Annotated in this window: 20 protein-coding genes and 3 pseudogenes; 9 read left to right on the plus strand and 14 right to left on the minus strand. The window is 62.3% G+C overall.

What is annotated here, in order from left to right; genetic code table 11:
• The first annotated feature begins 144 nt into the window (after positions 1–144).
• A complete protein-coding gene (locus AWB83_RS24625; RefSeq protein ID WP_087048220.1) occupies positions 145–1218 on the plus strand; it encodes a zinc-binding metallopeptidase family protein in 1074 nt (357 codons plus the stop codon).
• Positions 1219–1228: 10 nt separating this feature from the next.
• Here AWB83_RS24625 and AWB83_RS24630 read toward each other — a convergent pair whose 3' ends face one another.
• Both AWB83_RS24630 and AWB83_RS24635 read right to left on the minus strand, forming a co-directional pair.
• Positions 1229–2251: an alpha-E domain-containing protein gene (locus AWB83_RS24630; protein WP_087048221.1), complete on the minus strand. Its 1023-nt coding sequence runs from the start codon at positions 2249–2251 to the stop codon at positions 1229–1231.
• Positions 2252–2340: 89 nt separating this feature from the next.
• Positions 2341–3813, minus strand: a complete 1473-nt coding sequence (locus AWB83_RS24635; protein ID WP_087048222.1) for a circularly permuted type 2 ATP-grasp protein — start codon at positions 3811–3813, stop codon at positions 2341–2343.
• A gap of 432 nt (positions 3814–4245) precedes the next feature.
• Here AWB83_RS24635 and AWB83_RS24640 point away from each other — a divergent pair, with 432 nt between their 5' ends.
• From AWB83_RS24640 to AWB83_RS24665, 6 genes and pseudogenes are all read left to right on the plus strand, one after another.
• Positions 4246–4953, plus strand: a complete 708-nt coding sequence (locus tag AWB83_RS24640) for a YceH family protein (RefSeq protein WP_087048223.1) — start codon at positions 4246–4248, stop codon at positions 4951–4953.
• A 16-nt stretch (positions 4954–4969) separates the two neighbouring features.
• Positions 4970–5677: pseudogene (gene mnmC2, locus AWB83_RS24645) on the plus strand (tRNA (5-methylaminomethyl-2-thiouridine)(34)-methyltransferase MnmC2); the annotation flags it as partial.
• A 292-nt stretch (positions 5678–5969) separates the two neighbouring features.
• Positions 5970–6170: a DUF3311 domain-containing protein gene (locus tag AWB83_RS24650; RefSeq protein WP_087048225.1), complete on the plus strand. Its 201-nt coding sequence runs from the start codon at positions 5970–5972 to the stop codon at positions 6168–6170.
• Positions 6167–7648, plus strand: a complete 1482-nt coding sequence (gene mctP, locus AWB83_RS24655; protein WP_087048226.1) for a monocarboxylate uptake permease MctP — start codon at positions 6167–6169, stop codon at positions 7646–7648. The genes AWB83_RS24650 and mctP overlap by 4 nt, the downstream gene beginning before the upstream one ends.
• A gap of 138 nt (positions 7649–7786) precedes the next feature.
• Positions 7787–8746, plus strand: coding sequence for an LLM class oxidoreductase (locus AWB83_RS24660; RefSeq protein WP_087048227.1), 960 nt, complete (start codon positions 7787–7789; stop codon positions 8744–8746).
• Between the two features lie 27 nt (positions 8747–8773).
• On the plus strand, positions 8774–10246 hold the full coding sequence (locus AWB83_RS24665; RefSeq protein ID WP_087048228.1) for an amidase: 1473 nt from the start codon (positions 8774–8776) through the stop codon (positions 10244–10246).
• Positions 10247–10254: 8 nt separating this feature from the next.
• Here the strand turns inward: AWB83_RS24665 and AWB83_RS24670 are convergent, their stop codons facing one another.
• Both AWB83_RS24670 and AWB83_RS24675 read right to left on the minus strand, forming a co-directional pair.
• On the minus strand, positions 10255–10797 hold the full coding sequence (locus tag AWB83_RS24670; protein ID WP_087048229.1) for an H-NS histone family protein: 543 nt from the start codon (positions 10795–10797) through the stop codon (positions 10255–10257).
• 420 nt (positions 10798–11217) lie between these two features.
• A complete protein-coding gene (locus tag AWB83_RS24675) occupies positions 11218–11658 on the minus strand; it encodes a DUF3331 domain-containing protein (protein ID WP_087048230.1) in 441 nt (146 codons plus the stop codon).
• 531 nt (positions 11659–12189) lie between these two features.
• On the opposite strand from AWB83_RS24675, the gene AWB83_RS24680 reads away from it, so the two are divergent.
• On the plus strand, positions 12190–12459 hold the full coding sequence (locus AWB83_RS24680; RefSeq protein ID WP_087048231.1) for a DUF1488 family protein: 270 nt from the start codon (positions 12190–12192) through the stop codon (positions 12457–12459).
• Between the two features lie 29 nt (positions 12460–12488).
• On the opposite strand, the gene AWB83_RS24685 is transcribed toward AWB83_RS24680, so the two are convergent.
• From AWB83_RS24685 to AWB83_RS24700, 4 genes and pseudogenes are all read right to left on the minus strand, one after another.
• A complete protein-coding gene (locus AWB83_RS24685) occupies positions 12489–13787 on the minus strand; it encodes a c-type cytochrome (protein WP_096059390.1) in 1299 nt (432 codons plus the stop codon).
• A 12-nt stretch (positions 13788–13799) separates the two neighbouring features.
• Positions 13800–16034 carry a xanthine dehydrogenase family protein molybdopterin-binding subunit gene (locus AWB83_RS24690; RefSeq protein ID WP_087048233.1) on the minus strand — a complete coding sequence of 745 codons (2235 nt, stop codon included), beginning with the start codon at positions 16032–16034 and terminating at the stop codon, positions 13800–13802.
• 1 nt (position 16035) lies between these two features.
• A complete protein-coding gene (locus AWB83_RS24695) occupies positions 16036–16491 on the minus strand; it encodes a (2Fe-2S)-binding protein (RefSeq protein ID WP_087048234.1) in 456 nt (151 codons plus the stop codon).
• Positions 16492–16868: 377 nt separating this feature from the next.
• Positions 16869–17737 (minus strand): annotated as a pseudogene (locus AWB83_RS24700) (LysR family transcriptional regulator).
• Between the two features lie 144 nt (positions 17738–17881).
• Here AWB83_RS24700 and AWB83_RS24705 point away from each other — a divergent pair.
• Positions 17882–18778: pseudogene (locus AWB83_RS24705) on the plus strand (zinc-dependent alcohol dehydrogenase family protein); the annotation flags it as partial.
• 4 nt (positions 18779–18782) lie between these two features.
• Here the strand turns inward: AWB83_RS24705 and AWB83_RS24710 are convergent.
• The 6 genes from AWB83_RS24710 to AWB83_RS24735 form a co-directional block, all read right to left on the minus strand.
• Positions 18783–19310 carry a chromate transporter gene (locus AWB83_RS24710; protein ID WP_087048236.1) on the minus strand — a complete coding sequence of 176 codons (528 nt, stop codon included), beginning with the start codon at positions 19308–19310 and terminating at the stop codon, positions 18783–18785.
• 4 nt (positions 19311–19314) lie between these two features.
• Positions 19315–19923, minus strand: a complete 609-nt coding sequence (locus tag AWB83_RS24715; RefSeq protein ID WP_087048237.1) for a chromate transporter — start codon at positions 19921–19923, stop codon at positions 19315–19317.
• A gap of 24 nt (positions 19924–19947) precedes the next feature.
• Positions 19948–20934, minus strand: a complete 987-nt coding sequence (locus tag AWB83_RS24720) for an ABC transporter substrate-binding protein (RefSeq protein ID WP_087048289.1) — start codon at positions 20932–20934, stop codon at positions 19948–19950.
• Positions 20935–20998: 64 nt separating this feature from the next.
• Positions 20999–21712 (minus strand): class II aldolase/adducin family protein, encoded by a 714-nt coding sequence (locus tag AWB83_RS24725; RefSeq protein WP_087048238.1) that lies wholly within the window; start codon positions 21710–21712, stop codon positions 20999–21001.
• A gap of 78 nt (positions 21713–21790) precedes the next feature.
• Positions 21791–22891 (minus strand): Bug family tripartite tricarboxylate transporter substrate binding protein, encoded by a 1101-nt coding sequence (locus tag AWB83_RS24730; RefSeq protein ID WP_087048239.1) that lies wholly within the window; start codon positions 22889–22891, stop codon positions 21791–21793.
• Between the two features lie 74 nt (positions 22892–22965).
• Positions 22966–25173 (minus strand): tripartite tricarboxylate transporter permease, encoded by a 2208-nt coding sequence (locus tag AWB83_RS24735; protein ID WP_087048240.1) that lies wholly within the window; start codon positions 25171–25173, stop codon positions 22966–22968.
• Positions 25174–25414 lie beyond the last annotated feature (241 nt).

Raw genomic sequence — 25414 nt, forward strand, 5'->3', positions numbered from 1 at the left:
GCCGTGCACGGGCGAAGCACGCTCACACGTTCTTCTGTTTGTCATGGAAAAGCCGACGGATTCGCGGCACGATGTTTGCGACGGCTCTGCCGACAGCGCAAGCGCACGCGAACGTCGCGCGATCCCACATCTTCCGACCACACGATGAAGACCTTTCACTGCAACCGTTGCAACCAGCTGGTGTTTTTCGAAAACACGCATTGCGAGAACTGCGGCGCGCGGCTCGGCTACGTGCCCGACATCAACCAGATCAGCGCGTTCGAGGAAACCGAGGACGGCCGCTGGCGCAGCCTGCATCCGCTTGCGCAGGATCTCTTCTATCGGCCGTGCCACAACTACGCGGTGGAGAACGTCTGCAACTGGGTCGTCCCCGCGCCCGAGGTCGATCCATCCGAAACGCTCTGCCGTTCGTGCCAGCTCACGAGCACCATTCCCAACCTCTCGAATCCGGAGAACCGCGTCTACTGGTATCGCCTCGAAGCCGCGAAGCGCCGCTTGCTCTACACATTCGCCGAACTCGGCCTGCAGGTGAAATCGCGCCAGGAAGACCCGGAGCGCGGCCTCGAATTCCAATTTCTCGAAGGCGACGCGCACGGCCACGGCGTCATGACGGGGCACAACAACGGCATCATCACGCTCAACATCGCCGAAGCCGACGATGCGCATCGCGAGAAGACGCGCTCCGCGCTTCATGAACCGTACCGCACGCTGCTCGGCCATTTTCGTCACGAATCCGGGCACTATTTCTTCGATCGCCTGATCGCCGACACCGCGCGCATCGCGCCGTTTCGCACCGCGTTCGGCGACGAACAGGCCGACTATGCCGCCGCACTCGATCGTCATTACAAGGAAGGCCCGCCCGCTCAATGGGAAGACAATTTCATCAGCGCCTATGCCACGATGCATCCGTGGGAAGACTGGGCGGAGACCTGGGCGCACTATCTGCATATCGTCGACACGCTCGACACAGCGGTATCGTGCGGGCTCGTGCTCGTGCCCGACAGTCCGCACGAGCCCACGCTCACGGACCAGACACCGGTCGAGGAAACCACCTTCGATAACCTGATGAAACGCTGGTTCCCGCTCACCTATGTGCTGAACAGCCTGAACCGCAGTCTCGGCATGCCGGACGGCTATCCGTTCACGCTTCCGCCCGCGGTCATCGACAAGATGCGCTTCGTGCATCGCGTCGTTGCGGCGGCGGCGGACAAACGCTAAATGCACGCGTCTAGCCCTTGCTTTGCGATTGGGTTTGGGTTTGGGTTTGGGTTTGGGTTTGCGTTTGTTCCTGCGCTGCGGGTTCTTCTGGCGCGATGGGCAGCAAGAACTCCCGGCTCACGCGGCCTGCCAGATCGTTCACGCGCGCAAGGAAGTCCACGAGATAAGCGTGCAATCCGCCTTTCAGAATGTCGCCGATGCGCCCGTTCTTCAGTTCGGCGCTCAGTTGCGCGGCGAGACGTCCCGCTTCCGTATCTCGCCCTTTCGTCACCTGTGCGATCAGCTGCTCCACTTCCGCGATGCTCGCCGCCAGCGAACGCGGCCAGTCGCCATATAGAATCAGCAAGCCCGCGACGCGCTCGGGCGTAATGACATCGCGGTACACCCTGCGATACACCTCGAAGCCCGACACCGAACCGAGCACCGCCGTCCAGTGGTGGTAATCGAACGGCTGGGCGGAGGTGTCGGCGCGCTGCTCCATCATTTCGAACTTGACGTCGAGAATGCGCGCCGTATTGTCCGCGCGTTCGATGAAAGTCCCGAGGCGCATGAAATAAAACGCGTCGTCCTTGACCAGGGTGCCGAGCTGCACACCGCGCGACAGATGCGAGCGGAACTTGACCCATTCGAAAAACGTATACGGCTCGCGCTCGAGAATGCCGTCGGCGAGCATGCGCTGGCATTCGAGCCACGTCGTATTGAGGGTTTCCCAGAGCTCGCTGTTCGTCGAGCTGCGCACGGCGCGCGCATTCTCGCGCGCGGCGCGCAGGCAACTGACGATCGACGACGGGTTGGACAGATCGCGCACCATGAAGTCGATCACGTCGCGGCTTTTCATGCCGCGATGCGCGGCGGAATAGATTCCGCTCAGTTCCGATATCGACAGCATCGCGCGCCAGCCGAGTTCCGCATATTCGTCGGATTGCGGCAGGAGCGAGAGCTGATAATTCGCATCGAGCATCCGGGCGGTGTTTTCGGCGCGCTCGGTATAGCGCGCCATCCAGAAGAGATGATCCGCGGTACGGCTCAGCATGGGTATTCCCGGTTGTTTGTCGTTGTCCTTAGTGCGGCATGGCCGGCGATGCTTGAACTTTCCTTGGCAATATCGCCTGGCAATTTTCTCTAGCGCTCCAACACCCAGGTATCCTTCGTGCCGCCGCCTTGCGACGAATTCACGACGAGCGAGCCTTCGCGCAATGCAACGCGCGTCAAGCCGCCCGGCACCATGCGTACCTCGGTGCCCGAGAGCACGAACGGACGCAAATCGATGTGACGCGGAGCAATGCCCGCCTCCACATAGGTCGGACAAGTGGAAAGCGCGAGCGTCGGCTGCGCAATGTACTTCTCCGGATGCGCTTCCAGCACCGCCCGGAATTCGGCGATCTGCGCCGCGGTCGACGCCGGACCCACCAGCATGCCGTAACCGCCCGCGCCATGCGTCTCCTTCACGACGAGTTCGGGCAGGTGATCGAGCACGTACTTGAGCTCGTCCGGCTTGCGGCACATCCACGTCGGCACGTTGTTGAGAACCGGTTCTTCGCCGAGGTAAAAGCGCACCATGTCCGGCACGTAGGGATAGATCGACTTGTCGTCCGCGATACCGGTGCCTACCGCATTGCACAACGAGAGATTGCCCGCGCGGTACGCGCCGATCAGTCCGGGAACGCCGAGCGCCGAATCCGGCCGGAACACGAGCGGATCGAGAAAATCGTCGTCGACGCGACGATAGATCACGTCCACGCGCTGCGGACCTTGCGTCGTGCGCATATAGACATAGTCGTTCTCGACGAAGAGGTCCTGCCCTTCGACGAGCTCGACGCCCATTTGCTGCGCAAGAAACGCGTGCTCGAAATACGCCGAGTTGTACATGCCCGGCGTCATCACGACGATGGTCGGGTTTTCCACGCCGGCAGGCGCCGCCGCGCGCAGCGTGTCGAGCAGCAGATCCGGATAATGCGCGACCGGCGCCACGCGATTGCGCGCGAAGAGATCGGGAAAGAGCCGCATCATCATCTTGCGGTTTTCGAGCATGTACGACACGCCCGACGGAACACGCAAGTTATCCTCGAGCACATAGAACTCGCCTTGTCCCGCACGCACGATATCGATGCCCGCAATGTGCGCATAGATGCCGCGCGCGGCGCTTACACCGCGCACCTGCGGACGATACTGCGCGTTGCCGAGAATCTGCGCTTCGGGAATGATTCCCGCGCGGATGATGTCCTGCTCGTGATAGACGTCGTGGATGAAGCGGTTGAGCGCGTTCACGCGCTGCCGCAAGCCGCGCTCCAGTGCGCGCCACTCGTCGGCGGGAAAGATGCGCGGAATGACGTCGAAGGGAATCGTGCGCTCGGGAATGATGCCGGGCACATCGCTCGTTCCATACACCGCGAACGTAATGCCCACGCGCCGGAAGTTGAGATCCGCTTCCGCGCGCTTGATATCGATCTGCTGATCGCTTTGCGCGGTCAGCCAGTTCATGAAGTCGCGGTAATGCGTGCGTGGATCGCCCACGCCACGAAATACCGCCGCCGACACACCGCGAGCCTCCAGATCGAAGCGCTCGAACATCTCGTTGAAGAATGCTTGCGTCATAGCCGGTCTTCCATATGAAGTGCATGCCGGGGTGACGATCCCCTTTCGCTCATGTTCCTGGTTGCACTCGCAAGACGCCTGAAGAGCCTGAAAGACGCAGCGCGCCGGACCATGCCGGATGCGCCGATAGGCGACCTCGAAGCGCGATGCGTTCAATTCCGTCACGTTGTCTTGTGCGGAGCATCGATTGCGCGGGCAGCCCAGTGCCGCATGTCAAAAAGCAACTTCAATGCCAATGAATCTGGCTGTTTGGTCTCCCTGTAAAACGCACCGTCGAACGATAACGCTGAATTACCTTGCACCAAGACGGCGCACGCTTGCCGCGGGCTGCACAGCTTAAGTATCGCTTTTATGCCGCAAGTCGGTGCGCAAAGCTTGGCGCTTCCGGCGGCACCGGTATCATAGGCGTCTCTCAGCATGACTCTCACGCATATGAACACCCCTTCCGAAGCCGCTCCCCGCCCCGCGCTGCGCGAGCTCACGCCCCTTGAAGCGCGCGTGCTCGGCGTGCTCGTCGAAAAACAGCATACGGTGCCGGACACGTATCCGCTCTCGCTGAATTCCCTGACGGCGGGTTGCAACCAGAAGACGGCGCGCGCGCCTGTCATGAATGTCAGCGAGGATGAAGTGCTGACGACCATCGACGGGCTCAAGCGTCTGAGTCTCGTTTTCGAAGGAAGCAGCAGCCGCGTGCCGCGCTTCGAACACAACGTGAACCGCGTGCTCGGCGTGCCGAGCCAATCGGTTGCCCTGCTCGCAACGCTTTTCCTGCGCGGTCCCCAAACGGTGGCGGAATTGCGCGCCAACAGCGCACGGCTGCATTCCTTCGCGGACATTTCATCGGTGGAAAGCTTTCTGGACGAACTCGCCGCGAACGATCCGCCGCGCGTCGTCAAGCTGCCGCGTACGCCGGGCGAGCGCGAAAGCCGGTGGATGCATCTGCTTTGCGGCGAGGTAAGCGTGAGCGAAGCGCCCGCGCGAGACATGCAAGGCGGCGAATCCTTCTCGCTTTCCGAATTCGAAGCGCTCAAGTCCGAGCAGAAACGGCTCGCTCACGAAGTGATGCAATTGCGCGCGATGGTTCAGCGCATGGCAGGTGAGCTGGGCATTTCGCTCGATCAATCGGAACCTGACGCCTGAGCACGTACGCTTGCACATGCACGAACCGCTCGCTTCCGCACCGCTGGTGTTCCGCGACGACGGAACCCCCTATTCGCCGCGCCACGACGATATCTATCACAGCGCCGCGGGCGCACTCGCGCAAGCCCACCATGTCTTTCTGAATGGCAATGGCTTGCCCGAGCGATGGCGCGGCAAGGCGCGTTTCAGCGTGCTTGAGACGGGCTTCGGCATGGGCATCAACTTTCTTGCGACCTGGGCGGCATGGCGTGACGATGTTCAACGCGCCGCTTCGATCGAATTCGTCTCAATCGAAAAGCATCCTTTTAGCGCAGACGATTTGCGCCGCGCGCATGCGACGATCATCGACGACGAAACGATCGTACCGCTCGCCGATGCGCTCGCGTCGGCGTGGCCGCCGCTTGTGCCGGGCGTGCATCGGCTTGAATTCGATGCGGGCGCGGTGACGCTGAAGGTCGCTTTCGGCGACGCAACCGATCTCCTGCCGCGTTTGTCCAGATCCGGCATGAGGGCGGATGCCATTTACCTCGACGGCTTCGCGCCCGCGAAGAATCCGGACATGTGGACACCCGCCATCTTCGCGTCGCTCGCTGACATTGCCAGCGAGGACGCGACGTTCGCCACCTACACCAGCGCGGGCGACGTCAAACGCGCGCTTCTGCAGAACGGATTCGAATATCGCAAGGTCACGGGCTTTGGCGGCAAGCGCGCGATGCTCGTCGGCAGGCGGGGCCGCTCTTAGAACGTCAAGGTTTCGTAAGCGTTCGTCGCCCCTGGATGAAGGCGTTTTTCTGGCGCTTTTAGCTTCAATCCGGCAGGTCGGCATCACCGCGAAAGCACTGCGTAAGCATGCCTTCCTGCTCCAATCCTTCGGCTCTCGAGCGCCGGGCAACAATCCAGAATATCTTGGATAATGCGCACCCGTTGGCGGCGGCCCTCGCTCGCATCAGCGAAACGAACGTCGAGACCGCGCGCCGGCACGTTCCTGTCAGCGCTGATTCACGAGGAGAAAAGCTTTGGAGCCCAACAACGATGCGCCCCGCAGCCCCTGGCTATGGGTTGCGCTATTGATCCCTTACGTCGCCCTGCTCTGGCTGCCGTTCTATAACGACACGCGTCCGTCCTTCGGGGGTTTCCCCTTCTTCTACTGGTATCAGTTCTTGTGGGTGCCGCTCACGTCGCTCCTGCTTTATGTCGTCTACAGGGGCCTCAGATGAACGATTTCACTCCAGTCGATCCGGTCGCGATGACCATCTTCATCGCGTTCTTCGTGCTCGTGACCGTCGTCGGTTTTTTTGCCGCACGCTGGAAACGCGGCGATCTCACGCAACTTCATGAGTGGGGTCTGGGTGGCCGCCAGTTCGGCGTCTTGATCTCGTGGTTTCTCGTCGGCGGTGATTTCTATACCGCTTATACGGTGATCGCGGTGCCTGCGCTGGTCTATTCGGTCGGCGCATATGGGTTCTTTGCGCTGCCTTACACGATCATCGTGTATCCATTCGTTTTTGCGGTGATGCCAAAGCTGTGGAAGGTCGCTCATGCGAAGAACCACATCACCGGCGCCGATTACGTGCAAGGCGAATACGGCGGCAAATGGTTTCCGGCCGCGGTCGCCCTGACCGGAATCGTCGCGACGATGCCGTATATCGCGCTGCAGCTCGTGGGCATGCAGGTCGTCATCAAGGGGCTTGGCGTGACGGGCGAACTGCCGCTCATCATCGCGTTCGTGATTCTCGCGCTCTACACCTATACGAGCGGCCTGCGCGCGCCCGCCATGATCGCCTTTGTCAAGGACATCATGATCTATATCGTCGTGATCGCGGCGGTATGGCTCATTCCGCTCAAGCTCGGCGGCTACGGACATGTGTTCGATTCAGCCGATCAGTACTTCAAGGCGAAGGGCGGCCCGACCGGCATCATTCTCAAGCCAGGCCAGTTCACCGCATATGCATCGCTTGCGCTCGGCTCGGCGCTTGCGGCGTTCATGTATCCGCATACGATGACCGCGGTGCTGTCATCGTCCTCCGCGTCGACCGTGCGCAAGAACGCGATCTTCCTGCCCGCCTATACGTTGCTGCTCGGCCTGATCGCGCTGCTCGGCTACATGGCGATCGCGGCGGGCGTGCATGTGAAGTCCGCTTCGGATGTCGTGCCGGCCTTGTTCGGCACACTGTTTCCGTCGTGGTTCGTCGGCTTCGCCGCGGCAGCCATTGCAATCAGCGCGCTCGTGCCGGCGGCGATCATGTCGATCGGCGCGGCGAATCTCTTCACGCGTAACTTGTGGGGTCCGCTGGTGTCGCCCGACATGACGCCCGCATCTGAAGCTTCGACGGCAAAGCTGGTGTCGCTCGTCGTGAAGTTCGGCGCACTGCTCTTCATCGTGTTCCTGCCGACGCAGTATGCGATCGATCTGCAATTGCTCGGCGGCGTGTGGATTCTGCAGATCTTCCCGGCCATCGTGTTCTCGCTCTATACGCGCCGCTTGACGACGCCGGGGCTTTTCCTCGGCTGGCTATGCGGGATCGTCCTCGGCACCGGGCTCGCGATCTCGCAAGGCCTCAAGCCGGTTTATGTATTGCATGTCGGTGACGCTTCCTGGCCGACTTATATCGGGCTGATTGCGCTCGTGGTGAATATCGTCGTGACCTATGCCGTGTCGCTCGTTACGCCGCGCAGCGTCGTGCCTGCGGTATAACCCGACGCTCGATGATGACGAAACCCGGCACCTTCCTGGCGCCGGGCTTTACATTCTTTCGCGCGGCCGATGCCGGCGCCCATTCGAATCGCGGTGATACCATCGACGTCAAGCCAATTCCCTGACGCGATGCGTGCCATGACCGCAAGCGAACACATTCCGCCCTCGTCGTCCATCGCGAGCGATGTGTTCGCTCGCGACGAGCTCTCCATCGGCCTCACGTTGCCGATCACGGCCGACCATCAGAGCATCGTCGACTTCAACGAACAGATTGCCCTCGGGTGCCTCGCCGACGGGCTCGGTTATCGTGCGCTTTGGGTCCGCGATGTTCCGCTCAACAGCGCTGACTATCCGGATCCCGTCGGGCATCTCGATCCCTGGGTGCTGCTGGGCGCGCTGGCATCGAACACGGAGCGCGCCGCGCTCATCAGCGGCGCGATTGTCCTGACGCTCAGACATCCGCTTCATATCGCCAAAGGCGCATTCTCGGTCAACACGCTTTCGCGAGGCCGCTTCATCCTCGGCGTCGGCTCGGGCGACCGTCCGCCGGAATATGCCGCGTTCGGCCGCGACCCCGATGAGCGACGCGACTTGTATCGACGGCATTGGGACACGCTGGCCGCGGCTGTCGCACTACCCTCGCGGGTGATTCCGGACAGCGCGCCGGAGGGCGCGCCCGAGTTCTATCTCCTGCCTCGCCAAAGCTCATCGATTCCATTGCTAGCCGTCGGTTCAGGCGGCCAAAGCGTCGACTGGATCGCGCGCCATTCGCTCGGCTGGATGACCTATCACCGCGAACCGCACGCGCAACGCGGCCGATACAGCATGTGGCGCGCGGCAGTCGAACGGGCCGCTTCCGGCGCCTTCCGCGCATTTGGCGTCGCGATGCGGCTCGATCTCAGCGATAGACCCGAAGAACCGGCAACCGACATTTCGCTCGGCTATCGCACGGGGCATCGCGCACTCATAGACCTTTTGCATCAAATGCGCGAAAGCGGCACGCATCACGTCACGCTCAATGTCAGTTCGGAACGGCGCCCCGCGCGCGATATCATCGAAGAGGTCGCCGCCTATGTGCTTCCCGAGTTTCATCGCTGATTCAGCCCGCTCATTCACCACTAGACCATGACCGCACTCGATACAACTTCCGCTTCCTTGCCGAACGACGACATCGTGTCGCTCGATGCGGTCGCGCTCTCTCGCGCGATTCACGCACGCGACGCATCCTGCGTCGAAGTGATGAACGCATACCTTGCGCAAATCGACCGCATGAATCCGGCGGTCAATGCAATCGTTGCGATGCAGGATCGCGATGCGCTGCTCAAGCTGGCCGCCGAACGCGATGCGCAGCTATCCAAAGGGGAAAGCCTTGGACCCCTGCACGGATTTCCGCAAGCACCCAAGGACATTCTGCCGGCCGCCGGCATGGTCACGACGAAGGGCTCGCCGATCCATGCGGGCGAAGTCAGTCAGGTCGATGCAGTCGTGTTCGAACGCATGCGCAACGCGGGCGCGCTATTCGTGGGACGCACGAATTCTCCGGAGTTCGGCCTGGGCGGCCATACGTATAACCCCGTGTACGGAACCACGCGCAATGCGTTCGATCAATCGCGTTCGGCAGGCGGCAGCAGTGGCGGCGCGGCGGTGTCCGTCGCGCTGCGCATGCTACCTTGCGCCGATGGCTCCGACATGATGGGCTCGTTGCGCACGCCCGCCGCATTCAACAACGTCTTTGGATTTCGCACGTCGCCGGGATGCGTACCTTACGCGCCCAGCGACGACGTGTTCTTTCAGCAATTCAGCGTTGCCGGTCCGATCGCGCGAACGATCCCCGACCTCGGCCTGTTGTTGTCCGTGCAAGCGGGCTTCGATGCACGCGCCCCGCTCTCGCGCAGAAGCGATCGCCCCGCCGATTTCGCTCACGCGCTCGAGCGCGATATGCGCGGCACGCGCATCGGCTGGCTCGGCGATCTGAACGGACGCTTGCCGACCGAAGCGGGTTTGATGGACACGTATGTAACCGCGCTGCGTCATTTCGAAACCATAGGCTGCGTGGTCGAAGCCGCCTACTTGGAGTTCGATCTCGATCGTCTCTGGAACGCCTGGATCGATTTGCGCAGCCTCACCTTTGCGGGCACCAATGCGCCGCTCTATCGCAACGACACGAAGCGCCGGCTGCTCAAACCCGAAGCCGTTTGGGAGATCGAGCGAGGCTTGAGACTTTCGGGAGAAGACGTTTCTCGTGCGATTCGCGATCGCTCGGCGTGGTATCAGGCTGTCAATTCGCTATTCGGTCGATTCGATTATCTGGTGATGCCTTCGGCGCAGGTGTTTCCGTTCGATGCTGCGCTCGATTGGCCACATGCAATCGGCGGCCGGGAGATGGACACGTACCATCGCTGGATGGAGACCGTCGTTCCTGCCACGATGGCGTCGCTGCCCGCGCTCAGTGCGCCGGCCGGTTTCAGCGCCGATGGCTTGCCGGCCGGATTGCAGATTATCGGTCCGACTCAGGGAGATCTGGGCGTGCTGCAGATCGGACTCGCTTACGATCGCGCAAGCGGATTTTCCAAAGCACGCAGTCCCTTGCTCGGCTAAAGCGAAGTTCAGGCGGCGGCAGCTCGTTGCGCGCTCTTGCGGACCGTCTTACTGGCGGCCGGACGGCCTGCCCGCTTGACCGTTTTCTTGACGGCGCCTCTGGCGGCCCGCTTGGCGCCCGCCGCACGCGACGCCGACGCCGATGCGCCGCGGCCCCGCGACGTGCCCTTCCTCGCCGCACCGTTCTTGCCCGATTTCGCGCCGCCCGCGCCACCGATCAAATACACGCTGCGGTCGGGTACATCCTTGATCCATGCGGGCGGGCGCGCGTGTCCGCTCCAGGTCGCGCCCGATACGGGGTCGCGGTATTTCGGCGGAAGCTTGGATTTCGCCGCCGTCTTTTTGCTCGAGCCCGGCGCATTTTTGGAACCAACCGGGCGGCCCGGTTTCTTTCCCAAACCGGCTTTAACGAGATCTGCGGTCGTCAAGCCGTATTCCTCCATGAGCGCGCGGATATCCGCGATCGCTCTTACCGATTTTCGTTCGCGCAATGCATCCGCGCGGCGCTGCAATTTCTGTATCTGGATTTCCAATTGTGCCAACGTAGCCATCTTTCCTCCCAAACGTTATGCGACAAACGTGACTGGGCAGAGCCATGAACCGGCGTTGCAGGCGACTGCAAGATTGCTGCTTGAAGCGATGCTCGATATGAATTCGTAGCAGCCCTCTTGTCGCGTGCATTCTGCCACAGGGGAATCTTATACGGCGCATACCGATGTCAAGCACTCTTGCGCAAAAGATTACCTTTGGATGCGTCTATTCCAATGGCGCGTTCTTAAACATATCGCCAAATGCCTCCTGAAGCAGAATGGCCTATTTCTTTTTGCCTACTACTGCTCAGGCAATTGGAAAGGTTCGTCCTCGCCAGAGCATGCGGATTCACGGATGTCACACTCAAGCACAGGCGCAAGCTGTCGTGCTCGAATGCCGGACGCCCGCATTGCGCACGCGTCCGGCATTGACTCAGTCTTTCATTCGGAAGCGACGCTCGTTTCCTGTTCGCACGGTGAAAGGGCAAGCGCAAGAATCATCGCACCGCTATTGAGCGGCACCGAGCTGCCGACACGCCTCGGCCGATACACCGGCTGCCCGCGCCGGATGGCTTGTCCGCTCAACGCGCAGGTTCCGCGCTTGCGCGCGGTGCATAGCGACCAGACCTGCTCCGAGTAATTGAACGAAGTAGGGTCATGCCAGGACAAGGCGAGCGTCGAATCGCTCAAGCGCTCCAGTACGCGAATGTTCACGCAGTGCGCGTCACTTTCGCCAGTGCAGCCGCTTCTGGCAGGCACATTGCGCACGAGCGATCGCGTCATCGACGCAGTCTTGTCGTTCGTTTCCGACGGGCGGCCCGATCGGCTATCGAGCATTGCCAGAGTACGGCTCCAGGGATCCATCAACGATGGATGCTTCATGTTCCGCTCCTGCTGGCGACAACGCACGCGGCAACAGCAACCGGGTGGACGTTGCCGGTGGAGTTCCGGGAATGCGCGACGGAGTCCGACGGTGAGCCGGTTCGTCGCGCCGAATCGCCCTTGCTGATCTGGACGACACTGCCGCTTCGCATGATCGTTCCTAGGGTAGTACACCTTAGCATGCTTTGTTTTCATTTTTCTCGGCCGTGCTCGAACACACGCGCCAGCTTTCACCCTGAGAGTTCGCAGGGCCCGGCAGATGAAATCGCATTTCGGATCGACCTCGTCGGCAGCCGAAGTATGGCTGCGTAGGGAGCTAGTCAGCAACTCCTTAACGCATGGCTCATGCGAACGGACGTTCGCTTTGACTGCACTGGCTTACAATTCGCCCGCTCGATGAAACTGACGTGTCAAGCCGCTAAAAACATGGCATTTGGCCGTTTGCGCACGTTTCACAATCAATCGGGCATGCGCGCACGCGCCGATTTCTGACACAATAAAACCAGCGAACCGGATTTTTCCTGTCGAATCATGACAAGCAAGCTCTCGATCCATGCCAGCATCTCGGCGGACCGCGCGTCCGTCAGTTTTGTCGCGTTTTCCCGCGAACAGGCGATCCAATGCAACATCACGCGCAAGGCGTTGGAACAGTGCTTCTGGGCGCCGGTCGGGGCGAGTGACGAGCGTCTGCTCAAGGCGTTGAGCGATGGCTACGAGCGTATCAGTGCGCGCGTGCATCGTAAATTCCTGGCGCATCCGTCCAGTTCGATTCATCTGGATGTCATCGACTTTGCCTCCTGACGGAGGCATCAGCCGCAAAGCGGCGCGCCCTAGCGCGCCGCCTGAGTCGCCTTGCGCATCTTCGCTACATCGTCCGCCTGCACCGCCGGTGTATTGTTGTTCCAGGCTCCACGAATGAACGTCAGCACGTCCGCGATCTGCTGATCGCTCAACACGGGCGCGTAACGCGGCATTGGATAAGGCGCGGGCACGCCCTGAATGACGAGATCCTCCGTGCCGTTCAGCGTCACGCTGATGAGCGACGACGCGTCCTTTTCCAGCACGTTCGGATTACCGGCGAGCGGCGCGAGCATCGGTGCGAAGCCGTGCCCGTCCACGCCGTGGCAATGCATGCAATACGCCGTATAGACGCGCGCGCCCGAGTCCGTTGCGCCCGGGCGCGAAAGCGATACCCTGGTCGCCTTTGGATCATACGAATATGGCGTCCCGCCGTTGCCGCCCGATGCGGGCAGCGATTTCAGATAGCGCGCCATGGCCGCGATATCGGCGTCGCTCAGCGCTTGCGTGCTGTTGTTGATGACGCTCGTCATGGAGCCAAATGCCGACGCGTGCGCGTTCGCTCCCGTCTTGAGAAAGGTTGCGACGTCCTGCTCGGACCAGCGTCCCAACCCCATGTTGTGCTCACCCGTCAAATTGGATGCGAACCAGTTGTCGAGCAAGCCGCCCGTCAGGTACGTGCCGCTGCTTTCGTCCAGGCCTTTTTCCTGAAACGCGATGCCGCGCGGCGTATGGCACGAACCGCAATGTCCGAGACCCTGTATCAGATACGCGCCGCGATTCCAGGCTGCATCCTTCCCCGTCTTGTTCTGATAAACGCCTTTGTCCAGAAACACGACGTTCCAGAGCTTCAATGGCCAGCGCGCATTGAGCGGCCATTTGATATTCGATTCGCGATTCGACTGCCTGACAGGCGTGACGCCATGCATGAAATACACGTACAGCGCATGCATGTCTTCGTCGTTGATCTTCGCGTATGACGGATAAGGCATCGCCGGATAAAGATTGTGGCCGTCCTTGGCCACGCCTTCGCGCACCGCACGCGCAAAATCCTCTTCCGTATAGCGACCGATTCCCGTGTCCGGATCGGGCGTGATGTTGGTCGTATAGATCGCGCCAAGCGGCGTCGTCATCGGCAGGCCACCGGCGAGCGGCTTGCCGCGCGGCGCCGAATGACAGGCGACGCAGTCTCCCGCCTTCGCGAGATAAGCGCCTCGCGCGACCAGCGCATCGTTGGCGGCATCCGCGGCGCGAGCAACCGGTGAAGACATGCCAAACGCGACACCTGCTGCGAAAAGCGCCGTAAAAAGAGGCTTGAATGCGTTCTTCATGGACGGACTCCCTCAGGCGCTCTGCAACTGGCTGCCGACCGGTAACCGCCTCAGTCGCTTGCCGGTCGCCGCATAGATCGCATTGGTGATCGCCGGCGCAAGCGCCGCCGTACCCGGTTCGCCGATTCCGCCCGGCGCTTCCGTGCTCTTGACGATATGCACTTCCACCGGCGGCGTTTCATGAATGCGCAGCATTCGATAGTCGGTGAAATTGCTTTGCTCGACGCGTCCGTCCTTGATCGTGATTTCGCTATAGAGAGCCGCCGTGATGCCGAAAATGATGCCGCCCTGCACTTGCGCTTCGACGGTATTCGGATTGACGACCATGCCGCAATCCACCGCGCACACGATGCGGTTCACCTTGACCGCGCCGTCCTTGTCGACGGCGACATCGGCGACGATCGAAAAGAAACTGCCGAACGCGTGCATCACGGACACGCCGCGCCCCTGACCTTGCGGCACCGTTTGCTGCCCCCATCCCGCCGCTTGCGTCGCGACATCGAGCACATTGCGCGCACGCGGCGACTTGTCGAGCAGATCGCGCCGGTATTTGACGGGATCGACTTTCGCCTGCGCCGCCAGTTCGTCGATGAAGCTCTCCACGACGAAGGTTCCGCGCGTCGGACCCACGCCGCGCCAGAACGCCGTGGGCACGTCGTGCGGTTCGAGGCGCACGTAATCGACGAGCTGGTTGGGCAGATCGTATGGAAGATCGGACGCGACTTCGACTGCATCCGGATCGACACCGTTCTTCACGGCGGGCGGCGCAAAACGCGCGAGCACCGACGACCCGACGATGCGATGCGTCCACGCCACTGGCTTGCCGTTTGCATCGAGTCCCGCGGAAAGCTTGTCGTAATAGCACGGACGATACATGTCGTGCTGAATGTCTTCCTCGCGCGACCATGTCACCTTGACGGGCACACCCAGCGCCTTGCCGATCTTGAGCGCCTGCGTGGCCATGTCGAATTCGAGCCGTCTGCCGAAGCCGCCGCCGAGCAGATGGTTATGCACGACGATCTTGTCCGCCGGCAGGCCGGTCGCTTTCATGCCCGCATCGCGGATTCGCGTGGGCACTTGCGTGCCGAGCCAGATATCGCAACCATCGGGACGCACATGCACCGTGCAGTTGATCGGCTCCATCGTCGCATGCGCGAGAAACGGCTGAACATAGACGGCGTCGACGCGCGTCTTGGCGCCGGAGAACGCGTTGTTCACATTGCCTTCCTTGCGCGCGACGGCGCCCGTGCGCTGCGATGCATTCGCCATGTCGTCGACGATCTGCCGCGTCGATACGTTCGCGCTCGGGCCTTCGTTCCACTGGATCTTCAAGGCGGACGCACCGCGCTTGGCGGCCCACGTGTGATCGCCGATTACCGCAACGCCGTTGTCGAACTTCACGACCTGCCGCACGCCGGGAATCTTCTTCGCGCTGCTGTCGTCTACGGATGCGAGCGTGCCGCCGAAAACCGGGCAATTGACGATGGCCGCATAGACCATGTCGGGCAAGCGAACGTCAAGGCCGAACATCGCGGTGCCGTCCACCTTTTCAGGCGAATCGAGACGCTTGACCGGCGTGCCGACGATCTTGAAGTCCTTGGGATCCTTGAGCTTGATGTCCTGGGGCACGGGCATTTTCGCGGCTGCTTCGGCGAGATCGCCATAGTTTGCGCTTCGGTCGCCCGATGCATGCGTGACCTTGCCGGCTTGTGCCTGACAGGACGACGGATCGCACTGCCATTGCTGCGCCGCCGCCGCGACGAGCATCATGCGCGCTGCCGCGCCCGCCTTGCGCAGCGGCTCCCATGCATAGCGCACGGAAGTCGACCCCCCCGTCAACTGACCACCCAAAAGCGGGTCCGTAAAGAGTTTCTCATTCGGCGGCGCATGATCGATCGTGACCTGATCGAGTGGCACCTCCAGTTCCTCCGCGATCAGCATGGGTAGCGCCGTATAAACGCCTTGCCCCATTTCGACCTTCGGCATGATGAGGACGACCTTGCCGCTCTTGTCGATCTGCACGAATGCATTCGGCGCGAATACGCCGTCCTGCGGCGTCTCGATGCCGTCGCCGCCGATCACCGACTTGCCCTTGCTCTGATCCTGACTTGCGGCGGGCAGGCTGAAGCCGATCAGGAGTCCGCCGCCGGCCGCAACGCCCGCGCTCACGCCGAATTTCAAGAACGCGCGACGCGAAAATCCCGCGCGAGCCGCATGACGTCCCGCTTCGATCAATCCTTGCGACATGTCACGCCTCCTTCGCGGCCTGCTTGATGGCGGCGCGGATGCGGTGATAGGTGCCGCAGCGGCAGATATTTCCCGCCATCGCGGCATCGATATCGGAGTCGTTGGGATCAGGGACGGTCGCAATCAATGCCGCAGCGGACATCACTTGCCCGGACTGACAGTATCCGCACTGCACGACATCGAGCTTGCGCCAGGCCTGCTGCACTTTCTTGCCGGCGGGCGTGTCGCCGACGCCTTCGATCGTCGTCACCTTGCGATCGCCGACGGCTGCGATCGGCAAGACGCAAGAGCGGACAGCGGCGCCGTCGAGATGAACCGTGCAGGCGCCGCATTGCGCGATGCCGCAACCGAACTTGGTGCCGGTCAGTCCCACGAGATCGCGCAATACCCAGAGCAGAGGCATGTCGGGCGGCGCATCGATCGTGTGAGTCTGACCGTTGATGGAAAGCGTGGTCATGAGCGGCTCCGGCTTGAGTGTAGGTGTTGGCGGATATCGCAAATGGCTGACTGCGTGGGGAGGCAGTCAGCGATACATCGAATAGGAGCCTTGCGCGACGTGAAACTGACAAGGCAACCGGATTGTAGCCCTGCTTTAAAAATCGAGCTTGAACCAGGATGTGCTTTACGAATCGCTTTGCGTTGCGCTTCAAACTGGTGCGTCAACTTTATATTTGCTCGCTTGCTTGAAACTCCGGCTACTAGCCTTGTTTCAATTTTCCTTTAGAGGTGATCCGGGTGATGGTTCTTAATAAATTCAAAGAGTTTTGGTGAAAAAGACGGTTAGTTGCATTGCAATTTAATCCAGGCATTTACGCTTTTCTTTTCTGAAGAGCCTTAGCCCTCGCCTAAAGCGGATATCGTTTCATCCAGCAATGCGCGTAAGCGCGCCACTCGCTTGAGATCGCGGTGATAGGCGAGCCATACGTCGCGCCCGGGCGGCGCTTCGTTCAAATCGAAGCGTTTCAAGCGCTTATTGGCATCGCCTAGCGGACACGGCAACACCGCGAAGCCCGCGCCTTGCGCCCACATATGCGCTTGCGCGTCGCGATTGTTGCTGCCGAAAACGACCTTCGCCCTGGTAACATGCGCTCAACCCAAAGCACATCCGGCAATTGCTCGAACGCGCTATCCATGCTGATGAGCGTCTGCCCATGCCCGTCGCCCGTGCGTGGCGGTTCAAGTTCGCGGCGGCCGTAGAGCGCGTAATCGATATGCATGAGCTTGCGCTGCACGACATCCGGTTCGTCGAATGGCGTGATGCGAAACACGAGGTCCGCCTCGCGCCGCGCGAGGTTATAGCGGCGCGCATCGGTGACGAGTTCGAGCGACACCTCCGGATGCTTCGCCAGAAAGCGCGCGAATACCGGCGTGAGCACATGCACGCCGAACCAGTCCGATGACGAAACCCGCAGCAGTCCCGTCAGCTTCGCGTCCTGGCCAGCCAGCGCGCGCGTGAAGCCGAGCGCCTCCTCTTCCATGCGCTCGGCGTACGAGAGCACGGCTGCGCCTTCGTCGGTCAGTACGAAGCCGTCGCTCGTGCGCTGAAAAAGCACGTGACCGAGCGCCTCTTCGAGCGCGCGCAAACGGCGGCCCATCGTCGGCTGCGTCTGGCCGATCATCCGCGCCGCCGCACCCAGCGTGCCGCTGCGTGCGATAGCGAGGAAAACGCGCACATCGCCCCAGTCAATATCCGGTCCATTCATTTTCGCATGAGTGTCGCGCAGAACTGTCGATTTACATGCCTCTGCGCATGGCGGAGTATGAGCGCATCGAATACGAGGTTCAATCACTGAAGGAGCCGCGATGTCCACCATGCAAGCACTCGTTCTCGACTGTCATGATGGCCCGCGGCGAGCGGGCTCAATCCGCTCGACACGAAGATTCGCGCGGGCACGGCGGCGCACGCACAACATCCGCTGCCGCTCGTGCTCGGCATCGACATGGCAGGCATCGTCGAAGCGATAGGCGCGGGCGTCGATGCGTTCAAGCCCGGTGACGCGGTGTACGGCATGACGGGCGGTGTCGGCGGAATTCAGGGCTCGCTCGCGCGATACGCCGCGATCGATGCAGCGCTGCTCGCGCACAAGCCCGCCAGTCTCTCGATGCACGACGCGGCTGCTTTGCCGCTCGCATTCATCACCTCATATGCGGGAATCGTCGATCGTGCGCGAGTGCGAGCCGGACAAACCGTGCTCGTGCAAGGCGGCGCGGGCGGTGTCGGTCACATGTCGGTGCAGCTCGTGCGCGCACTCGGCGCGCATGTCTTCGCGACTGCGAGCGCGGGCAATCACGAGTACATCGCCGGCCTGGGTATGACGCCGATCGACTACCGCGCGATGAGCGTCGAGCAATATGTTGCCGCGCACACGAATGGCGCGGGCTTCGATGTCGTGGTCGATACCGCGGGTGGCGCTTCGCTCGATGCCTCGTTCGCGGCGGTGAAGCACTTCGGGCATGTCGTCAGCGCATTGGGCTGGGGCACGCATGCGCTTGCGCCGCTTTCATTTCGCGAGGCCAGCTATTCGGGCGTGTTCACGCTGCATCCGCTATTGACCGGACAACATCGCGCGCATCATGGCGAGATGTTGCGCGAAGCCGCGCGGCTCGTCGATGAAGGCAGGCTCGCGCCGCGCGTCGATGCCCGCCGCTTCGACCTGCTCGGCGCGGAGCGTGCTTATGAAGCGCTGCTCGACGGCTCGGCGCGCGGCAAGATCGTCGTCGATGTCGAGACGCAAGTCGGATGAACGCTCAACCGAACACACCCGCCAGTCCGAGCAATGCACTTGCCGCAACGAGATACATCGGATTGAGCTTGCTGCGATAAGCGATCCCCGCACACACCATCGTGCAAAGCGCGCGCGATATGTTCACATCGGTTTCGCGAGCGAACACGTAAGCCGCCGATACGAGCAAGCCGACCGTTACAGGCGCAAGTCCCTTGCGTATCGCGATGACGAGACGCGAGTCCTGTCGGCGTTCGACCCACGCGCTCACGAAATACGCCATCAGCGAAGAAGGGACGATCTTCGCGACGGTCGAAACGAGCGCGCCCGAGAGTCCCGCCGCCTGAAAGCCGATCAGCGCGACGGCCATGCCGTTCGGGCCCGGTGCGGCCTGCGTGATGGAAAAGAACGTGACGAACTGCTCGCCCGTGAGCCAGTGGCGGGTATCGACTGCATAGCGCTGGATATCGGCGAGCGTCGCGTTCATGCCGCCCACGGCGAGCAAGGACCAGATCGCGCCGTGCACGAAGAGATCCGCGAGAGTGCTCCACATCGCGTCACTCCTCGCGCGCGCGGCGCAGCATCGCCATCGTGCCGAGCGGCCCGAGCACCGCGAGCACGAGCAAGAGCGGCAGCTTCATGACCGCAATGGCGATGAAGGTCGCCGTCACGAGCACGATGCTCGCCGCGCCGCGCGGGAGGCTCGTCACGAGCTTGAGCACGGTCGCGATGACGAGCCCTGTCGCCGCAGGCATGAGCCCCGCGAACAGATGTGCGGTGATGGCCGCATGACCCCAGCGCGCATACGCATAGCCGACGCCGACCGTGATGATGGTCGGAGCGAGATAGAGGCCGAACACTGCAATCGCCGCGCCCTTCGCGCCGCGATATTGACGACCAAGCACGGTCGCGATGTTCGCGACGTTCGGCCCCGGCAGCAACTGCGCGAGCGGCAACAACTCCGCGAACTCGCGGTTCGAAAGCCATCCCAGACGCTCCACGAGCATGCGCCGCGCCCACGGCAGCACGCCGCCGAAGCCCGTCAGGCCGATAAGGAAAAACGCCTTGAAGAGCGCCAGCGAAGTGGGCACCGGCGGCGCCCCCGATGTATTCACTTCGCTTGCCGCAGGCGCGGGCGGGATCTCGCTGATCGTGTGGGCAGTCATCGTGTTGCGTGCTGGAAGCCGCGCCTAGATCTTGGCCGTTTCGAACGTCGCCGGGTGAAAGACATCCTCGATACGCAAGCGGCGTTTCGACAGCCCTTGCGAATGGTGATGGCGCAGGAAGGTATCGAGTGTATCGCGATTCGCCTCGATGCCGTAGGACCAGTGATCCTCGCCCATCAGCTCGCGCGCGGCTTTCAATTGCTCTTCGACGAAAGGCAGCGTCACCTTCGTCGCGGAGGTGTCCGACAAGCGCGCGAGCGCCATGCGCTTCGCTTCCGTGAACGCCTTGAGCACGGCGGCCGGCAGCCACGGCTGCGCCTCGACGAGCGTCTTGCGAATGCCTACCACATGCATGATCGGGAACACGCGCGTGCGGCGATAGTAATCCTTCGCGGCAGCGGCAGGATCACGGAACAGCCAGCCTACGTTCGGGTTCGTCGCGGCGCAGCCGGGCGGACGCGGCGCCATGAAGCCGTCGATGTCGCCGCGATCGAGCATCGCCGAAATCGTGTCGCCTTCGGGCGCTGCTTCGAGGCGAACATCGGACGGCAAATCGAGCTTGATCTTCTCCGGCCGCCCGGGCTCATCGATGCCGCCGCGCACCCACTTCACGTCGCTCGGCTTTATGCCGAAGTCGTCCTCGAGCACGGCGCGCGCCCAGACATTCGCCGTCAGCTGATATTCAGGCAGACCGATGCGCTTACCCTTCAAATCCTCGGGCCGCTCGATGCGATCCGTGCGCACATAGATCGATGTATGCCGAAAGGCGCGCGAAAGAAAAACGGGCACGGCGATGTAAGGACATGTTCCCTCAGCCGTCTTCACCGTATAGCTGGAGAACGACAGCTCACTGATATCGAACTCCTCGTGACGGAACGCGCGGAAGAACATCTCCTCCGGCGAGAGCGTCATGTACACGGGCTCGGCGCCGTCGATCTGCACCTGGCCGTCGAGCAGCGGACGCGTTCTGTCGTAGTCGCCCATCGCGACGGAGAGCTTCAGTTTTCCGATCATCGTGTGAATCTCCTGCATGTTGCGTACATAAGACCTGATTGTCGATTGCATGCAAAGTGCATTAAACCAGCGAGTGCACGAGATTGCGATTGACCTTGCGGCGCAGGAATTCGAAGTTGACGGCGAACTGCTCGGCGCGCGTGACTGCATCGTGCAGGCGCTCCACGTCTTCGGGCGAGAAGGTTTCGCCGACGCCGCCCGCCGCCTTCGTCAGCAATTGAATGCGGCACGCATTGTCCAGAAGAAGCGAGAGCACGACCGATTCCTCGATCGAGCGTCCCACCACCGCAACCCCGTGATTGCGCATCAGCACGGCCTTGCTCTGTCCGAGCGCCCGCGCCACGCCCGCGCCCATGTCCTGCGTGCGGATCAGGTTCATCGTGTCGGTGTAGTACGGCAGGCCGTCCGCGAAATGCACGCTCGGCTGGCTGATCATCTCGAGCGGCTGGCCGGTCGCGGAGAGCGCCACCGCGTGCGTCGGATGTGCATGAATCACGCTCGTCACGTCCGGGCGCACCTTGAAGATCTCGGAATGAATGAAGACCTCGCTATGACGGCGGCCGCCACCGCTCACCTTCTCGCCTTCGAGATTGCACACGACGATGTTGTCCTCGGTAATCTCGTCGAAACCGTGGCTATGCGGCTTCATCAGGAAGTGCGTGGGATCGCCCGGCACGCGCACGGAAATGTGCCCGCGCGTGAGATCGCCCTGGCCCTCGGCTTCGAGAATGCGGCCGGCGTCGATGAGTTTTTGCTTCGCTTCTTCCAGAGTCATGGTGTCGTCCTGCGTTCGAGTGAGAACGTGCGGCGGCGGCCGAAGCCGCCTGGAAACCGCGCTATCGTGATGAATCGGTCAATACCGCCCGCCCACCGCGGCCTTCGCCTTCGAAAGCACATCGGGCGAGGTCTTGTAGAGCTCGTCGAGCAACTGGGCCATGCGTTGCCACGAAACGGGCCTCACTTCGAGGCCCATGCGTTTCGCCTCGGCGAGGAACTGCGGGTCCTTCACCGTCTGCTCGAATGCCTGGCGCAACGCGGCGGTGCGCTCCGGCGGAAGGCCCGGCGGCGCCGCGAACGGGCGCGCGAACACCTGGCTCGCGACGATCACCTTCAACACCTGGCGCGTCGCATCGTTCGGTGCGAGGTCGAGCAGCAGCGGCACGTCGGGCAGCTCGGGATGCTTCTCCAGCGCGACCTGTACGAGGATGTTGATCTTCTTCTCGGAGATCCAGTCGGGATGACGCGTCTGAATCGTGCTCCACGACACGCCGCATTCGCCGTCGATCTCGCCGCGTTCCATCGCGAGCGCCGTTTCATTGCTGCCGGGATAGCCGGTCACGAGCTTGAGCTTCGAGTTGAAGAGATTCTTGATGGTGGACGCGATCACGTCGGGGTCAGAGCCCGCGCCTTGCCCGCCCATGCGCGCTTCCTTGTCGACGAGGTCCTTGAACGTCTTGACGGGCGAGGTCTTCCACGTCACGCACAGGCTCACGTCGCTCGTGATGCTGCCGAGCCAGGTGAGCTTGCGCGCATCGAAACTCGCATCGCCCAAGAGCGGCTCTTCGGGCATCGTGCGGCCGAAGGTGCCGAACGTCGAGCCGTCCTTCGGCGCGATGCCATACAGGTAGTTGACGGCCTTCAGGCTGCCCGCGCCCGGCATGCTTTGCGGCGTGATGGTCGGCTTGCCCGGAAGGAAGTTGCCGATGTATTTGCCGAGCAGACGCGCATACGTATCGTAGCCGCCCCCGACCGAATAACCGATCGTCATCGTGACATTGCGGCCGTCATAAAAGTCCGCTACCGATTCGGCCGCCGCGCGGCTTGCCAGCGGCGCGCAGAGCAGCATGGCCGCGAGCGCCGGGATAGTTGCATCTGCAATCATGCGTCGCGTGCCGCGCGCAGCCCTTCTTGCGAGGCTTTGGCGCGACGGGATCTGCGAGAGTCGATCGTTCATGGTTCTGTCTCCACCAGTTATGACCGGCTGGCTGATGTGGGCTCGCCGCCGATGTCTTTTGATTGAATATCCGATTACACGATACCGCCCAGCTGGCGCAGTACCGGCCACCAGTCGCCAATGAGCGATTGCGGCCACGGCGTCGCGAAGATGCGGCCGAATACGAGGTACAGCGCGACGGTCATCGCGATCGACAGCACGGCCGAGGTGCACCAGCGTTCTCCGAACTCGAAGCGTGCGACGAGCAGCATGAAAATCAGCAACGCAGGCAGAAGGCCGATGACAGCCGCCGCGCCGAGCGCGGCCGCGATCCATGCGAAGAAGCGCACGCCGCGCATGTAGATGGTCCGCGTGTCGAGCGTCGAAGCGAGGTTGTCGTGCATCGACGGATCGCCGTGTGCGCCGAAGCCCGCGCTCGCGTTGGCGCCCGCATTGGTCTTCGCGATGGCATTGGGTTGTGTGTCCACGTTGCCTCGCGGCTCGCTGAAATGCGCGCCCACACCGGCCATCGCGAGCTCGCCTATCGGAGCGGAGGCATCGAGCGAGAGCGATGCCTCCTTCTCGTGCGTCATCACCTCACGTGTGAACAGCTGCTCGATCAGCACGATGCCGCAGAACACGAGCGCGGCGCAGGCACAGGTCATCGGCATGAGGCGCGCGGCGAACGTCCAGTCGCGCGCAACCGTCATCGCCGCGATCACGAGCGCCGTCATCACCAGCGTGAAGACGATCTGCCAGTCGAAGCCGCGCAGACGCAACCTGAATGAAGGCGTCGCGCCTCGCGACGTCGCCTGTGAACGCGCACGCAAGGTCTTGCGCAAGCCCTTGATCGTCGGACCTAGCACGACCCACAGCGCGGCGAGCAGGATCACGATCACGACCGGCCGCGCGAACAGGCCCATGCCGTAGATCTCGTGAGAGATGAAGTAATAGCGCTCGAAGATGCTGCCGAGCACGAGCCCGAGTATGAGCGGCGGGCGCGGCCAGTTCAGGCGCTTCATGATCCAGCCGATGCCGCCGAACAGCACGAGCGAGCACAGATCGCCCCAGCTCTGGCTCGCATTGAACGCGCCGAGATAGACGATCGCGACGACGAGCGGAATCAGGATGCCGACGCGCACCGTCGCGAGCCGCGAGAACACGCTGCTGCTCGAGAGACAGATCACCGCGCCCATGATGTGTGAGATCGTCAGCGTCCAGATGATCGTGTAGGTCACGTCCAGATGCTTGGTCAGCATCTCGGGACCGGGCGTGAAGCCGTGCATGATGAATGCGCTCAGAAGCAGCGCCATCGACGCGCCCGCGGGCATGCCGAACGCGACGGTCGGAATGAGGTGACCGCCCTCCTTCGCGTTGTTCGAGCTTTCCGATGCGATGACACCGCGGATATCGCCCTTGCCGAAGTTCTCCGGGTTCTTTTCGGTGCGAATGGCGTGTCCGTATGCCATCCAGTCGATCACCGCCGAGCCGATGCCCGGTACCGCGCCGAGAAGCGCGCCCAGGCCGCTGCAGCGCAGGATGAGCCACCAGTGACGCATGGCGTCCATCACGCCGTCCCATTGGGTGCTGGCGCGCACGCCGGGCTGCGGACCGGCGCGCGCGATGCCGGTGCGCTCGATCGCCATGTCCGCGAGTTCCGGCAGCGCGAAGATGCCGAGCGTGACGGGCACGATCGGCAGATGGTCCCATAAATACAAAGTGCCGAAGGTCCAGCGCAGCGTGCCGGTCTGCGGATCGGAACCGATCAGCGAGAGCATCAGACCGAACGACGCGACCGCGAGGCCCTTCATCGGCGCCTTGCCCGAGAGCGTCGCGACCATCGAAAGGCCGAAGACGCACATCGCCAGCAGTTCCGCCGAGCCGATGTAGAGCACGATCAGGCGCAGTACGGGAATCGCGAGCGCGAGCAGCAGCGCGCCGAAGATGCCGCCGGCGAGCGACGAGGCATAGCCCGCGCCGAACGCACGGCGCGCATGGCCCTGCTTCGCGAGCGGATGGCCGTCGAGCACGGTGGCCGCCGCGCCTACGGTGCCGGGCACTCCGAACAGCACGGCCGGGATGAAGTCGGATACGGTCGTCACCGCAGCCATGCCGAGCAGCAGTGCGAACGCTGTGTAGCCGTCGAGGTGATAGGTAAACGGAATGAGCAGCGCGAGCCCGACGATACCGCCCAGGCCCGGCACGACGCCGAGCGCGAGTCCGAGCAGCACGCCGCCCAGCATGATTCCGAGGCGCAGCGGATCGAGAATCAGGGTAAGCGCATGGAGGGCGGCGTCCAGCATCAGAACGCCTCCGGATAGGCAGGTCTCGTGGCGCAACTGCGGCCATGACGGCGGGATCGGCTGCACGTGGGTCGCATCTCAAGTCTCCGGTGATCTCCCGGCTGCGTGGCCGGGCGTTTGTAGTCGAACCGCCAGTCGAACTGCTCGTGGCCTCGCGCCGAAAGGCGCTGCGCATGTCCGCATTACGCGTTTTGCATTACGCATTCACTATTGCGTTATGCGTTATGCATGCAAGATGCAG

It is taken from the genome of Caballeronia ptereochthonis (assembly GCF_001545075.1).
GTDB classification, from domain to species: Bacteria; Pseudomonadota; Gammaproteobacteria; order Burkholderiales; family Burkholderiaceae; genus Caballeronia; species Caballeronia ptereochthonis.

What these genes read in the sequence shown, in the direction of transcription:
- AWB83_RS24625 (WP_087048220.1), top strand. Translation starts at nt 145, where the DNA reads ATGAAGACCTTTCACTGCAACCGTTGCAACCAGCTGGTGTTTTTCGAA.
- AWB83_RS24630 (WP_087048221.1), bottom strand. Translation starts at nt 2,251, where the DNA reads ATGCTGAGCCGTACCGCGGATCATCTCTTCTGGATGGCGCGCTATACC.
- AWB83_RS24635 (WP_087048222.1), bottom strand. Translation starts at nt 3,813, where the DNA reads ATGACGCAAGCATTCTTCAACGAGATGTTCGAGCGCTTCGATCTGGAG.
- AWB83_RS24640 (WP_087048223.1), top strand. Translation starts at nt 4,246, where the DNA reads ATGAACACCCCTTCCGAAGCCGCTCCCCGCCCCGCGCTGCGCGAGCTC.
- mctP (WP_087048226.1), top strand. Translation starts at nt 6,167, where the DNA reads ATGAACGATTTCACTCCAGTCGATCCGGTCGCGATGACCATCTTCATC.
- AWB83_RS24660 (WP_087048227.1), top strand. Translation starts at nt 7,787, where the DNA reads ATGACCGCAAGCGAACACATTCCGCCCTCGTCGTCCATCGCGAGCGAT.
- AWB83_RS24665 (WP_087048228.1), top strand. Translation starts at nt 8,774, where the DNA reads ATGACCGCACTCGATACAACTTCCGCTTCCTTGCCGAACGACGACATC.
- AWB83_RS24670 (WP_087048229.1), bottom strand. Translation starts at nt 10,797, where the DNA reads ATGGCTACGTTGGCACAATTGGAAATCCAGATACAGAAATTGCAGCGC.
- AWB83_RS24675 (WP_087048230.1), bottom strand. Translation starts at nt 11,658, where the DNA reads ATGAAGCATCCATCGTTGATGGATCCCTGGAGCCGTACTCTGGCAATG.
- AWB83_RS24680 (WP_087048231.1), top strand. Translation starts at nt 12,190, where the DNA reads ATGACAAGCAAGCTCTCGATCCATGCCAGCATCTCGGCGGACCGCGCG.
- AWB83_RS24685 (WP_096059390.1), bottom strand. Translation starts at nt 13,787, where the DNA reads ATGAAGAACGCATTCAAGCCTCTTTTTACGGCGCTTTTCGCAGCAGGT.
- AWB83_RS24690 (WP_087048233.1), bottom strand. Translation starts at nt 16,034, where the DNA reads ATGTCGCAAGGATTGATCGAAGCGGGACGTCATGCGGCTCGCGCGGGA.
- AWB83_RS24695 (WP_087048234.1), bottom strand. Translation starts at nt 16,491, where the DNA reads ATGACCACGCTTTCCATCAACGGTCAGACTCACACGATCGATGCGCCG.
- AWB83_RS24710 (WP_087048236.1), bottom strand. Translation starts at nt 19,310, where the DNA reads ATGTGGAGCACTCTCGCGGATCTCTTCGTGCACGGCGCGATCTGGTCC.
- AWB83_RS24715 (WP_087048237.1), bottom strand. Translation starts at nt 19,923, where the DNA reads ATGACTGCCCACACGATCAGCGAGATCCCGCCCGCGCCTGCGGCAAGC.
- AWB83_RS24725 (WP_087048238.1), bottom strand. Translation starts at nt 21,712, where the DNA reads ATGACTCTGGAAGAAGCGAAGCAAAAACTCATCGACGCCGGCCGCATT.
- AWB83_RS24730 (WP_087048239.1), bottom strand. Translation starts at nt 22,891, where the DNA reads ATGAACGATCGACTCTCGCAGATCCCGTCGCGCCAAAGCCTCGCAAGA.
- AWB83_RS24735 (WP_087048240.1), bottom strand. Translation starts at nt 25,173, where the DNA reads ATGCTGGACGCCGCCCTCCATGCGCTTACCCTGATTCTCGATCCGCTG.